The following is a 13,685-nucleotide window of genomic DNA, read 5'->3' on the forward strand; positions in this document are numbered from 1 at the left end:
CTCCTTCGCAATGATGATATTATTTATATGGATCTGTACCAAAATCAAAAACTTCAGCTTGTTCAAATAATGGTTGTTTTAAATCTTTTGGAGATAGTTGTACATGGGATTTGTCAATTTTCCAATCAATGCCTAGTGCTGTATCGTCAAAGGCGATGCCGCGATCATATTCGGGGTTATATCTATTATCGACTTTGTAAAGAAAAATTGCTTCTTCACTGAGCACCACAAAGCCATGTGCAAAGCCCCTGGGTACTAGCAATTGTTTTTTATTAGTTTCAGATAATTCAATTGCCACATGTTTTCCAAATGTTGGTGACCCTTTGCGTATATCAACGGCCACATCTAGGACCCTGCCTTTAATAACACGTACTAATTTGGTTTGTGCAAATGGTGGCAACTGGTAATGCAATCCTCTTAAAACACCAGAACCAGATTTAGATTCATTGTCTTGACAAAAGTTTATATTATAACCTAAAAACTCATCTAGGGCCTGCTGTTTAAAAGTTTCAGAAAAATAACCACGGTCATCGCCAAAAACTTGCGGTTGACACAAAATAACTTCGGGTATGTCTAAACGTTTAAAATTCATGATCTATTTCTTCTGCACGTTGTAATAAATATTGCCCGTAAGCATTTTTTTTGAGCGGCTCTGCCAGGCTAATGAGCTGCTCTTTGGTAATATAGCCCATTTTGAAAGCGATGACTTCCAAGCAGGCCACTTTGAGCCCTTGTCTATTTTCGATGGTCCTGATATAATTGGACGCCTCCATTAATGAATCATGAGTACCTGTATCGAGCCAAGCATAACCCCGGCCCATTTGTTCTACTTTGAGAAGCCCTTTTTTTAAATAGTGTTGATTGACTGTGGTAATTTCTAATTCACCACGTTGGCTAGGTTTTATGTTTTTGGCAATGTCTACCACCGAATTAGGGTAGAAGTAAAGGCCTACAACCGCGTAATGGCTTTTTGGTTTTAAGGGTTTTTCTTCAATGTCCAAGGCCTTTCCTGTGCTATCAAAGTTAACAACACCATAGCGTTGGGGATCATTCACGTAATAACCAAAAACCGTAGCATGGCCATCATGTTTTACATTTTGAATGGATTTGGCCAATAAATCTGTAAACCCATGACCGTAAAATATATTGTCACCCAGAACTAAACAGACATCATCATCACCAATAAATGCTTCACCGAGAATAAACGCCTGGGCCAAACCATCTGGCGAGGGCTGGGCTTTATAAACTAATTGAATGCCCAATTCTTTACCATCACCCAGTAAGCGTTCAAAATTAGGCAAGTCGGTAGGTGTTGAAATGATTAATATCTCCTTAATACCTGCCAACATCAATACTGATAAAGGGTAATATATCATGGGCTTATCATAAATAGGCAAGAGTTGTTTTGACGTCCCTTTTGTGATGGGATACAACCTCGTTCCTGAACCTCCTGCTAATACAATACCTTTCATCTCTATTTATATTGGGATTTATAATAATTTTGGTAGCTGCCGGAAGTCACATTTTCGAGCCATTCGGTATGGCTTAAATACCAATCAATAGCAATGGACAAGCCTTCTTCAAAGGTGACACTTGGCTGCCATCCCAGTTCTGTATTTATTTTAGAGGCATCTATAGCATACCGTAAATCATGGCCTGGACGATCTTTGACGTAGGTAATTAATTGTGCACTGCTACCTGGAGCATGGCCTAACTTTTCATCCATTTGTTGACACAGGACTTTTACCAAATCGATGTTTTTCCATTCATTAAAGCCACCAATATTGTAGGTTTCAGAAGGCCGCCCTTTATGAAATACCAAATCAATGGCTATAGCATGATCAATGACATACAACCAATCTCGTGTATAATTGCCATCACCATATACGGGCAATGCTTTTTTATTTAAAATATTGTTGATAAACAAAGGAATTAGTTTCTCAGGAAATTGATGCTGCCCATAATTATTAGAGCAATTGCTTATCACATAAGGTAAACCGTAGGTTTCGCCATAGGCTCTTACAAAATGATCTGAACTGGCTTTAGAAGCCGAGTATGGGGAGTTAGGGTCATAGGCCGTGGTTTCTTCAAATAAGCCCGTGGCGCCTAGTGTACCGTAAACTTCGTCTGTACTGATGTGATAGAAACGTTTGTTTTCATAATGATTATGCCAAAGACTTCTAAAAGCATTGAGCAAAATCATAGTCCCCAAAATATTGGTTTTGGCAAAGGCTAAGGGATCAGATATGGATCGGTCTACATGAGACTCTGCAGCCAAATGAATCACTCCATCAAACTGATATTGTTTAAATATGGTATTTATATAAGATTCATCAGTGATATCACCATGTAAAAAGGTGTAATTTTCCCTAGACTCGATATCTTTTAGATTCTCTAAATTGCCGGCATAGGTTAGGGCGTCTAAATTATAAATTTGGTATTGGGGATAGGTATTGACAAATAAGCGCACAACATGCGAGCCAATAAATCCTGCACCTCCTGTTATTAATATGTTTTTCATAAATTTGAACTAACTAGTTTCCGTTGTAAAATACAAATTTTATAGCCATTCTGCGTATTGATTGCGGTTTCCCTCGTTTTGTATTTCCTTTAACCTGTTATTAAAATATTTTAAAACTCTCTAAATTCGTTAAGAACTCATCATTTTCTTATAATTTTTAAAATACTTGCCACATAATAGGGTGCTCATACTAAAAAAATAATGTATTAATTGAGGTATACCAAACCTAACCTGTATTGCTGCTGATTGGTGATCTGGGAGGCCAAACCAAACTTACCATTAACATTGAGATTAGTACCGCATTGTCTCGAAAATCAAAAATTTATACACAAACCTAAGTTGCCTGTCATGATTAACCCATTTAGTTGGTGCCTTTACAGGGCTCCGCCGCCTGAGTCCCATAAAAGGTTCAGTACAGGGTAAAAAAAAATCACTTCAATCAGCCGCAAGCGCTGTTTAAAGTAATTTCTAGTCAGAATCTAATAAACATTGGATTCTGTTGTTATTATTTCGTTTTGACCCGCTTTAATTTTGCTCATAAAAGCAGGGCTAATATTTATAAATAAAGGTGCTTTAGGCTCCAATTGTACTTTTAATATGGCATGTAGTATGCCCAAACGATTTTTAGTGTATTTAATAACAACTGATCGAACCATCAAAAGCCGATAAATCAAATGGAAAAACCATGAAAACAGCCTGTTTTTCAGCACGGTATACCAGGGTAGAACAAGATACAGATTAAGCACGCTTCTTTGTTTTTTGTTCGTTTTATTTGACCACTGATGTAATAGCGTATTCTTGCGTATATCCACTAGAATTCTTGAAAATTTTGAGCAAATATACTACTTTCTTTTTGCTTCTTGGTTTTACAATAAAACTTTTCATTCTATGAAAATGCGCGCTTTTTCGTACCAAAAGCTGCATACGAAGAAGCTGGATGCGCTCCAAAAGTGAAAAAGGAAATCCTTTTCGAGTGTAGACAGTGTTCATGATGCTATAGGCTGACATAAATGCCATTGTTTGACATGACACAATTTGATTTTTTTTGCATAAAATTTAAATCCATGTTTGTCTTACGGCATGGTGGTGCACTTGATGCCGATTACTATTAATTATCTTGTAAGTCAACGGTATATTCTGAGACTCACACAATACATGGCACACTTTTACCTTTATGACTTCTTAATGGCACATCACCGTATCCAATAAGGTTAATGACATACAAGACATCACAATGGCAAATAAAATTAATAATACGAGTTTACTTTTTTTCATAATGACCTTCTATTTTTAGCTTTTTTAATTCTTAGGGGAACTAATGTGCAGGCTTAAAATATTTGGTTTATGCTATCTGCTATATAACCCGCTAGCAGATGGTGTAACAAAAATAGCAATATTTTGTCTTATGGCGAAGAGAATAGCCAAGCAATATGACATCAGTTTTATTTTTTAAGTATTTAATAAATTATAAGAAAAACCTACACAAATTTCTAAATTTGTCCTGCTTTTTTGTGAGGATTTATTAAAAATACTTCCTGCTCCATGCAAACCTAAGTGTACTTTAAGTGAAATATAAAATATATAAATAGGCTATATTTGGCCTGTAGTATAGGGCTTACTACATCAAAAGAATTAGAGTGGGGCCTTGAGTTTCTGATATAGCTTTTGAATCTTTTTGCTAAGACTATGCTGACTGGCATATAAAACGCCTTTACGATGCATAAAGGTAGATTCTTGGTTATTCAAATCCAGTGGAACACCATAAATGTCGGAAACAGATGCGCCAAGTTCCAAATAAATACAAGCCGTTGCCGCATAGTCCCAAAGGCTGCCGCCGCCTTCTGTGTTTTTAGGAAAAGCAAAATAGCAAGAGGGGGTGTTTTCTAGAGCATAACAAGCGTTCATCACAGCCCCTGATGATGTATTGGTATTAATACCCTGAGCAGACAGACTTATGGCTATTTTTTTTAGTGCTTTTAAAACACTTGAAAAACTGTCTAAGGCTTTGAAACTTCTATTAAAATAGAATTGTAACGGACGCTCATGCTTAGGTTCAGGAAGTTGCCAAGTTTTGTCATTTTTGTACGCGCCTTTGTTTTTAATGGCATGATATAGGGTTTGTGTGACAGGGTCATAAACAACACCTAATTGAGGTTGGCCGTTTTTGGTAACTAGGGCGATAGAAACGGCATAGCCTGGGGTAGATTCGGTAAAAGCTAATGTCCCATCCAGTGGGTCAATGCACCAAAAATAGTCTTTATGTAGGCGGTCTTTGGTGTCAGGCAGTTCCTCTGTAAGTAATCCCAAATCATACCTTGTAATACTAGGTTGGAGTAGATTTAATATGAGTTCTTGACTTTTAAAATCAACTTCAGTGACTATTTGACTGGCTTTTGTGCTTCCTGCATTTTTATTGTGAACACGAATGGATTTCTGGCTATAGTCACGTATTAAGGCACCCGCAGATTTAGCCGCTTTTATGGCTAACCTACACAAGGTTTCTAGGTCATGCGTGTTTAATATCAAAGCTTATGATTTTTAAGTTGTAATAGTACGTGTTGTGCTATGGTTTCGCTATAACTGTTGATTTTCCAATGCCCCGGACTCCAACCCTTAATAAACCTATGAAAATCAGTCCATGCCACAGGATACATGGCCCGCCATTCTTGCTCAATGGTTTTGGCATTCATGCTTGTGTTCTTTTTAGATAGGGCAATAGATAATTGGTTGAAATAAAAATCTAAGAGCTCCGTTTCTAGGGTTTCGCAGGCTGCTTCATCCAAGCAACTACCTATAAAGTAGGCAACATCTTTCATGCCACAACCGCCACCAACATACTGGAAATCTACAGCGGCAACTTTTAAGCCGTTTGGTGAGAAACAGAAATTGGCGAGCTTGGCGTCGCCATGTACAAAGGTTTGGTATTTGCAGCTGTTTAATTTTTGATTAATGGCTGCAGCTGCATCTTTAAGCGGTAAGTCTTCTAAAGCCTCGAGTTCATCAGGTCGGGTTTCTAAATGCCAATAGGTGCCTGTTTTCCACAAATCTTTTGGCGGTTTACCCATAAAGCATGCATGAAAATGAGCGAGCCAAGACAAGCATAATTTTAGGTCTGTAGCCGTGACGCTCGTTTTTCGCTCAGAAAAGCCAGATGCGTCCAAATCTTCTAAAATTATTATGGCTTCAGTATCTATGCTTTCAAAATGGATACAGCTGGGTATATAACAAGATGCGTTACAAAATCCGCTATAGCTTTTATAAAATGCCAGTTCTACTTGATAGGATTTTAACTTACGTTGATGCGATGTGTTGGTATTCCAACCTCTGGGATGATTTGCAGCGAGCGGTGGCTTAATGTATTTCACAACAACGCTTTCATATGGAGCACCGGTGAGGGTAATCCTCATGATTTGACCATAGCCACTCCAAAGACTTTGTATGACCTTAGTCTTTACAATCCCTTGGGCATGGGTAGTTTTTAAAATGATGTTTTGAATATCGGTTTCCATTTTAATTCTAAGCGCAGGTTTTTTCTGGTTTGTAAAGTTAAGGGGCTTATACACAACTGGCAATGCATATTAATTATTATTTAGAATGGCAGTTCAATGAATAATAGCAATGATTTGTAATGCCGATGAGTGGTAATCTACATCACGATACTTACGCCATGACGAGGGAGTCACGACCGAAGTAATCTCATCAATGGTAACTCGTTTCATGAGATAGCGTCGTGCCTCGCTATGACGATTGTATCATGAGATTGCTTCACTGCGTTCGTAATGACGAAACCATACGTCATTACGAGGGAGTCACGACCGAAGTAATCTCATCAATGGTAGCTCCTTTCGTGAGATAGCGTCGTGCCTCGCTATGACGATTGTATCATGAGATTGCTTCACTGTCCTCGCAATGACGAAACCATACGTCATGACGAGGAAAGCACGACTGAAGTCATCTGGTTAATGGTTAGGCCTCTCATGTTAAAGTGCTCTGCTAAACTGCTTAAAAACCAACCTGCTATAAAACAGCTTCTTTTTCATTTTGCCTTGATGCAAAACGAAACAAAAAATCAAAACGATTTATTAGGAAATTGCTACGCACCAATCGCCAATACTTTCAGGCTTTTGAAGTTTTAAGTGTCCATAAAATTCAATCCTAATTCGGAATATATTTCATGATATAGGCGCTTTATTTCTGAAAATCGTTGATTCCGACTTCGTCGGAACAACAAGTAAGATTAATATTTTCTGTTTTATTTCACCTAAGTATCTGCTCCTTGGTATTGGGAGTGACGAAACCATACGTCATTACGAGGGAGGCACGACTGAAGTAATCTTTTAGATTATAAAATTCAATTTTAACAGTCGACTTTAAAATAAATTTAATACGTTTGCATACCGGAACAGAACAGTATGGATGATAAGCAAGTCATATTAGGTATTAATCATAAAAGTGATACCCCAAAATATCAGCAATTGGTTAATGCCATTAATGATGCCATCAGTGAAAATGTATTGCAGCAAGGCGACGCTTTGCCATCTGTCAATACCATCTGTAAAGGATATCAGTTATCGCGTGATACGGTTTTTAAAGCGTATTCGGTTTTAAAAGATAATGGGGTTATAGAGTCGGTACCTAATAAAGGTTATTATGTGGCTAATGATACCAAGAAAGTATTGTTGGTATTAGATACGTTTAAGGCATATAAAGAAGTGGTGTACCATTCTTTTGTAAATAATTTGCCGGATAATTTTATTACCGATGTGCAGTTTCACCATTATAATATTGACAACTTTAAAACGATCTTAAACAATAGTAAGGGCAAGTACTATAAGTATGTGGTGATGACCTTTGATCATAAAGAGGTGCCTACTGTAATTGCCGATATCGATAACGATAAATTGCTTCTTGTAGATTGGAGCATTTATTCGAATAGCCAAAACAACTTTGTGTTTCAGGATTTTGGCAAGGCTTTTTATGACGCTTTAAAGGGTGCAGAAATGGCTTTTAGAAAGTATGAAAAACTCATATTTCTTTATCCTACCTACACGTTTCACTCCAAAGAAACCATCGTTTATTTTGAAAAATATTGTGCGGACTTTCAATTTGATTATGAGATTTTAACAGATCCCAAAGCCTTTCAAGTTGAAAAGAATGTTGGGTATTTAAGTACTAGCGACAGGATGTTAGGGGTGTTTTTGGAGCAATGTAGAGATTGTGGTTTAGAGCCGGGTGTTGATGTGGGATTTCTGTCCTACAATGAAACGCCCATGAAAAAATTTATCTACAAAGGAATTTCTGTCATTTCAACAGATTTTCAAGAATTAGGGACTAAGGCTGCAGCATTTGTAACAGAAGACAAGCCCATGCAGCATTATGTACCAACCAAATTAACATTAAGAGAATCATTATAAGTATGTATTATTTAGGATTAGACATTGGAAGTTCTTCTATAAAAGCCGCGTTGGTGGATATAGAATCAGGGAAAAGCTTAGGTGTTGTACAAGAGCCCAAAGAAGAAATGGGCATGTTTGCTCAAAAGAATGGATGGGCAGAACAAAACCCAAACGATTGGTGGGCACATATTTGTGCGGCTATTGCGCGTTTAAAAAAGGAATACAATGTAAGCAGAACACAAATTAAAGGTATTGGTATTGCTTATCAAATGCACGGCCTTGTCGTTTTAGACAAAGCAGGAGAACCTCTACGTAAAAGTATTATATGGTGCGATAGTAGAGCTGTAGATATTGGTCATAAGGCTTTTGCTGAGTTAGGGGAAGACCTCTGTGCTTCAAGTTTATTAAACTCTCCAGCAAATTTTACGGCTTCAAAATTAAAGTGGGTTAAAGACAATGAACCCGAGCTCTATAAACAAATTCATAAGTTTATGTTACCTGGTGATTTTATTGCTTATAAATTTACGAATACCATGAATACTACCATTTCAGGATTGTCTGAGGGTATATTCTGGGATTTTAAGAATGATACTGTCGCCAATTTTCTTTTAGAACATTATGGTTTAGATCAAGCATTGGTTCCCGAGATTGTGGATACTTTTGGTGTGCAATCTTTAGTAGATGAAAAGGGTGAAGAAGACAGCGGTATTGCTGCAGGAACGCCTATTTTCTATAGAGCAGGGGATCAGCCTAATAATGCCTTGTCTTTAAATGTCTTTAATCCCGGAGAAGTGGCAGCAACAGGTGGTACATCAGGGGTGATGTATGCCGTAACCGATAATCTTTCAGGGAAAGAAAGCACGCGTGTTAATAATTTTGCGCACGTAAATTACGAAAAATCAGAACCTAGAATTGGCAAACTACTGAATATCAATGGAGCAGGTATCCAATACCGTTGGTTGCTAAATAACCTAGATGTTAGTTCTTATGAAGACATGAATACCTTAGCTTCAGAAATACCAATAGGGTCTGATGGGGTTTGTATGTTGCCCTTTGGTAATGGGGCTGAACGCATGTTAAACAATAAAGAAATTGGCACAAGATTGGTCAACGTTAATTTAAACAATCACAACAAAGCCCATGTATGTAGAGCAGCCCTTGAAGGTATTGCCTTTTCTTTTGTGTACGGGATGGAGATTATGACTTCTGACGGTATTAAACCAAGTGTGATTCGTGCCGGGAATGATAACCTTTTCCGTTCCGAAATATTTGCGAATACAGTCGCTACATTAATAGAACAAGAGATAGAAATTTATAATACTACAGGTGCCATTGGTGCAGCTAGAGCAGCAAAATTACATCAAGGTGATTTTGAAGGTTTTGGGAAAGTGATTATGGATAATGATCATGTGATGACCTTCATGCCTTTTAAAGATAAGCAGCCTTATCTGGACGCCTATAATAATTGGAAAAAAGAATTAGAACTCATATTAGAAACTAAGTAATAATGATTTGGGCGTTACCACAAGGGTCGGGCTTTATGCTCCAATCTTTTTGGTCGTACCCCACAAAAAGGATTTCCACGGCAATCCCTAACGCAAACAACATTAAAAAGAAGTAAACAAATAAACGATAAAACGAATAAACACATTTTATTATGGCAAATACAGAATATTTTAAAGGCATTGAAAAAATCAAATTTGAAGGCAAAGAATCAGATAACCCATTAGCCTTTAAATACTACAACCCAGACCAAGTTGTGGCGGGAAAAACCATGCGCGAACATTTTAAGTTTTCAATAGCGTATTGGCATACCTTCTGCGGACAAGGTTCTGATCCGTTTGGACCAGGTACTCAAAACTTTCCATGGGATCAAGCATCAGACCCTATTCAAGCAGCTAAAGATAAAGCCGATGCGGCTTTTGAATTCATTTCAAAAATGGGCTTTGATTATTACTGTTTTCATGATTTCGATTTAATTCAAGAGGGTGCAACCTTCGCAGAATCAGAACAACGTTTAGCTACGATTACCGATTATATTAAAGCGAAACAAGCGGAGAATGGAACGAAATTATTATGGGGAACAGCCAACTGTTTTTCAAATCCGCGCTATATGAATGGTGCGTCTACCAATCCAGATTTTGATGTGGTGGCTAGAGCAGGCGGACAAATTAAATTGGCCTTAGATGCTACGATTAAACTAGGAGGCGAAAACTATGTATTCTGGGGTGGTCGTGAAGGTTATATGTCTTTATTAAATACTGACATGGGACGCGAATTAGACCATATGGGACAGTTTTTAGGTATGGCTAGAGACTATGCTAGAGCGCAAGGTTTTAAAGGTAATTTCTTTATTGAGCCTAAACCAATGGAACCATCAAAACACCAGTATGATTTTGATACGGCGACAGCCATTGGTTTCTTAAAAGAATACGGATTAGATAAAGATTTTAAAATTAATATAGAGGTGAATCATGCAACATTAGCACAGCACACCTTTCAGCATGAAATTGAAACTGCTGCAAAAGCAGGCATGTTAGGAAGTTTAGATGCCAATAGAGGTGATTATCAAAATGGATGGGATACCGATCAATTCCCTAATAATATTCAAGAAACAACTGAGGCGATGCTAGTGTTCTTAAAAGCCGGTGGTTTACAAGGCGGTGGTGTTAATTTTGATGCTAAAATTAGAAGAAACTCCACGGATATGGATGACGTTTTCTACGCGCATATTGGCGGTGCTGATACCTTTGCACGTGCGTTGTTAATTGCAGATAAAATCATAACCTCTTCGCCTTATGAAAAATTAAGAACAGAACGCTACAGTTCTTTTGATTCAGGGAAAGGAAAAGATTTTGAAAACGGAAAATTAAGTTTAGAGGACTTATATAAATTAGCTCAAGAGAATGGCGAACTGCAACTGAAAAGTGGTAAGCAAGAGTTGTTTGAGAATATTATTAATCAGTACATATAATTTAATGTTTTTATGGTTTCTCAAGTTTTAAAGCTTGAGAAATCTTCATACATATATTAAGTCAACTAACACAAACCAAATTATGGCAACATCAAAAAATTCAGGATATCTTATAAAATTAACATTAGTAGCTACCTTAGGAGGGTTGTTATTCGGGTATGATACCGGGGTAATCTCTGGTACGGTAGGTTCTTTAGAAAGCTTTTTTGTAACCCCAAAAGGCTTATCAGAAGCAGCTGCAAGTGCATTTAAAGGGTTTTTGGTGGCCAGTGCTTTAATTGGTTGTATCATTGGCGGTATTTTTGGCGGTCTTGTCAGTAAAAAACTGGGTAGAAAAAAAGGGTTGATTTTGGCGGCTGTATTGTTTTTAGTATCAGCGCTTGGTTCGGCTATGCCCGAAATGTTTCTAGCACCAATTGGTGAGTTAGATCATACCTTTTCAACCGTATTTATATGCTACAGAATTATTGGTGGTATAGGAGTTGGTTTAGCATCGATGTTATCCCCGCTATATATTGCCGAAATAGCACCTGCTGATAGTAGGGGGAAATTGGTGTCTTTTAATCAATTGGCTATAGTTGGTGGTTTTATGGTTGTTTATTTTGTGAATTATTTTATTTCTAGAGGTGGTGGTTCTGATGCCTGGTTGAATGAAGTGGGCTGGAGATGGATGTTTGCTTCAGAAGTCATTCCCGCTGGATTATTTTTAGGTCTATTGTTTTTTGTACCGGATACACCTCGGTCTTTGATGTTAAAAAATAAACCAGAGGAGGCTTTAGATGTGCTAATAAAAGTGAACGGCGAGGAAGAAGGCAAGAAAATATTAGCTGAAATAGAAGGTACTGTGGTAGAAAAATCTGGACATTTATTGTCTTATGGATGGGGCATAATCCTTATTGGCGTAGCGCTTTCGGTTTTTCAGCAATTTGTAGGTATTAACGTCGTACTCTATTATGCGCCAGAAATCTTTAAATCTATTGATCCTAATACCGATGGGGCTTTATTACTTACGATAATTGTGGGTATTGTAAATTTCTTATTTACAATAATAGCTGTAAAAACGGTAGATAAACGCGGTAGAAAGCCACTAATGCTTATTGGTGCTTTAGGTATGGCTGTGGCTATGTTGGCCCTGGGTTTTGTGTTTTTCTCTGGAGCAACGGGCTATTTGGCTTTAGGTTGTATGATGTTGTATGTGGCCAGTTTTGCTTTGAGTTGGGGACCAGTAGTTTGGGTGTTGCTTTCTGAAATATTTCCTAATAAAATTAGGGGAAAAGCGATGGCTGTTGCCGTAGCTGCACAATGGATTTCAAATTATTTAGTATCGCTGACCTTTCCTATGATGAATGATAATTCTTATTTAACCGAGCAGTTTAATCATGGTTTTGCCTATTGGGTATATGGCGCTATGTCATTATTAGCCATGTGGTTTGTATGGAAATTTGTGCCTGAAACCAAAGGAAAAACTTTAGAGGAAATGGAAAACCTTTGGAAGAAATAGTAAAGAAACGCATCCTATCAAGATTATAAAATTAAAAGGAATAAAGACAAAAAAATGAACAAAGACATTAATTTACAGGCAGCAGATAATATACGCGCATTAGCTGTAGCTATGGTAGAAAAGGCAAAATCAGGACATCCAGGAGGTCCTATGGGAGGTGCAGATTTCATGCACATTCTCTATTCAGAATTTTTTAATTATGATCCATCAGATATGACTTGGGCCTTTAGAGATCGTTTCTTTATGGATGCGGGTCACCTATCTACTTTAATGTATGCGCAGTATTACCTTTTAGGAAACTATGGGAAGGAAGATGTTGCCAATTTCAGACAATGGGGTTCCATTACGCCAGGTCATCCTGAAGTAGATGTAGCAAGAGGAATAGAAAACACCTCTGGACCATTAGGTCAAGGGCACACTATGGGTGTTGGAGCTGCTATTGCTGCAAAGTTCTTACAGGCACGTTTTGGCGATTGGATGAATCACAAGGTCTATGGTTTTATATCCGATGGTGGTATTCAAGAAGAGATTTCTCAAGGTGCGGGTAGAATAGCTGGGCACTTAGGATTGAATAACTTTATCATGTTTTTTGATTCAAACGATATTCAGTTGTCAACCTCTACAGACGAAGTAACCAGTGAGGATACTGCTATGAAATATGAAGCATGGGGTTGGAAGGTTGTAACTATAGATGGTCACAATCATGATGAAATAAGAAAAGCATTAACAGACGCGAATAACGAAACAGAAAAGCCAACATTAATTATTGGTAAAACCATAATGGGTAAAGGCTGTGTCGCTGCCGACGGAAGTATGTTTGAAGGGTACTGTGAATTACACGGTCAACCTATTGGAGCCACAGGAGCAGATTACGAAAAGACTTTATTGAATTTAGGAGCAGATCTAGAAAATCCATTTGATATTTATGGTGATGTTCAGGCGTTTTATAAAGACTTAGTAACAAATAAAACAGCACAAGCAGCAGAGAAGAAAGCCCAGATTACAGCTTGGAGAGACGCGAATGCTGCATTAGCAGAAAAGCTGGATTTTTTCTTATCAGGACAACTTCCAGAATTGGATTTTGAATCTATTACGCATAAAGCAGGATTGGCATCTAGAGCGGCCTCTTCGAATGTATTGGCTTATTTAGCTGAAAATGTAGAGAACATGATTGTCTCTTCAGCCGATTTATCAAACTCTGATAAAACCGATGGTTTCTTAAAGAAATCTTCAGCCTTGCAAAAAGGAGACTTTAGCGGGTCGTTTTTACAAGCTGGTGTTGCCGAGTTAACC

The 13,685-nt window shown here is 37.7% G+C and carries 10 protein-coding genes; 5 read left to right on the forward strand and 5 right to left on the reverse strand.

Going from position 1 to position 13,685, the window contains the following annotated elements:
• Positions 1 to 19: 19 nt before the first annotated feature.
• The 5 genes from rfbC to IE051_RS17690 form a co-directional block, all read right to left on the reverse strand.
• Entirely contained in the window at positions 20 to 592 is a 573-nt protein-coding gene (rfbC, locus tag IE051_RS17670; RefSeq protein WP_189362748.1) for a dTDP-4-dehydrorhamnose 3,5-epimerase, read from the reverse strand.
• Complete coding sequence (gene rfbA, locus IE051_RS17675; RefSeq protein ID WP_189362749.1) at positions 582 to 1,472, reverse strand: glucose-1-phosphate thymidylyltransferase RfbA; 891 nt, start codon at positions 1,470 to 1,472, stop codon at positions 582 to 584. The genes rfbC and rfbA overlap by 11 nt, the downstream gene beginning before the upstream one ends.
• A gap of 2 nt (positions 1,473 to 1,474) precedes the next feature.
• Positions 1,475 to 2,521: a dTDP-glucose 4,6-dehydratase gene (gene rfbB / locus IE051_RS17680; RefSeq protein WP_189362750.1), complete on the reverse strand. Its 1,047-nt coding sequence runs from the start codon at positions 2,519 to 2,521 to the stop codon at positions 1,475 to 1,477.
• 1,632 nt (positions 2,522 to 4,153) lie between these two features.
• Complete coding sequence (locus IE051_RS17685) at positions 4,154 to 5,047, reverse strand: 3'(2'),5'-bisphosphate nucleotidase CysQ family protein (protein WP_189362751.1); 894 nt, start codon at positions 5,045 to 5,047, stop codon at positions 4,154 to 4,156.
• Complete coding sequence (locus tag IE051_RS17690) at positions 5,044 to 6,030, reverse strand: oxidoreductase family protein (protein WP_189362752.1); 987 nt, start codon at positions 6,028 to 6,030, stop codon at positions 5,044 to 5,046. Before IE051_RS17690 ends, IE051_RS17685 begins: the two co-directional genes overlap by 4 nt.
• A gap of 903 nt (positions 6,031 to 6,933) precedes the next feature.
• On the opposite strand from IE051_RS17690, the gene IE051_RS17695 reads away from it, so the two are divergent.
• The 5 genes from IE051_RS17695 to IE051_RS17715 form a co-directional block, all read left to right on the forward strand.
• Positions 6,934 to 7,935 carry a GntR family transcriptional regulator gene (locus IE051_RS17695; protein ID WP_189362753.1) on the forward strand — a complete coding sequence of 334 codons (1,002 nt, stop codon included), beginning with the start codon at positions 6,934 to 6,936 and terminating at the stop codon, positions 7,933 to 7,935.
• Positions 7,936 to 7,937: 2 nt separating this feature from the next.
• Entirely contained in the window at positions 7,938 to 9,422 is a 1,485-nt protein-coding gene (locus IE051_RS17700) for a xylulokinase (RefSeq protein ID WP_189362754.1), read from the forward strand.
• Between the two features lie 152 nt (positions 9,423 to 9,574).
• On the forward strand, positions 9,575 to 10,891 hold the full coding sequence (gene xylA / locus IE051_RS17705) for a xylose isomerase (RefSeq protein WP_189362755.1): 1,317 nt from the start codon (positions 9,575 to 9,577) through the stop codon (positions 10,889 to 10,891).
• Between the two features lie 82 nt (positions 10,892 to 10,973).
• The gene (gene xylE / locus IE051_RS17710; protein WP_189362756.1) at positions 10,974 to 12,392 is read left to right on the forward strand and encodes a D-xylose transporter XylE; all 1,419 of its coding nucleotides are present in this window, start codon (positions 10,974 to 10,976) and stop codon (positions 12,390 to 12,392) included.
• Between the two features lie 54 nt (positions 12,393 to 12,446).
• Positions 12,447 to 13,685: thiamine pyrophosphate-binding protein (locus IE051_RS17715; RefSeq protein ID WP_505595671.1), on the forward strand; the 1,239-nt coding region annotated here is incomplete at its 3' end.

It is taken from the genome of Algibacter mikhailovii, from assembly GCF_014651495.1.
Lineage (GTDB): Bacteria > Bacteroidota > Bacteroidia > Flavobacteriales > Flavobacteriaceae > Algibacter_E > Algibacter_E mikhailovii.

What these genes read in the sequence shown, in the direction of transcription:
- rfbC (WP_189362748.1), bottom strand. Translation starts at nt 592, where the DNA reads ATGAATTTTAAACGTTTAGACATACCCGAAGTTATTTTGTGTCAACCG.
- rfbA (WP_189362749.1), bottom strand. Translation starts at nt 1,472, where the DNA reads ATGAAAGGTATTGTATTAGCAGGAGGTTCAGGAACGAGGTTGTATCCC.
- rfbB (WP_189362750.1), bottom strand. Translation starts at nt 2,521, where the DNA reads ATGAAAAACATATTAATAACAGGAGGTGCAGGATTTATTGGCTCGCAT.
- IE051_RS17690 (WP_189362752.1), bottom strand. Translation starts at nt 6,030, where the DNA reads ATGGAAACCGATATTCAAAACATCATTTTAAAAACTACCCATGCCCAA.
- IE051_RS17695 (WP_189362753.1), top strand. Translation starts at nt 6,934, where the DNA reads ATGGATGATAAGCAAGTCATATTAGGTATTAATCATAAAAGTGATACC.
- IE051_RS17700 (WP_189362754.1), top strand. Translation starts at nt 7,938, where the DNA reads ATGTATTATTTAGGATTAGACATTGGAAGTTCTTCTATAAAAGCCGCG.
- xylA (WP_189362755.1), top strand. Translation starts at nt 9,575, where the DNA reads ATGGCAAATACAGAATATTTTAAAGGCATTGAAAAAATCAAATTTGAA.
- xylE (WP_189362756.1), top strand. Translation starts at nt 10,974, where the DNA reads ATGGCAACATCAAAAAATTCAGGATATCTTATAAAATTAACATTAGTA.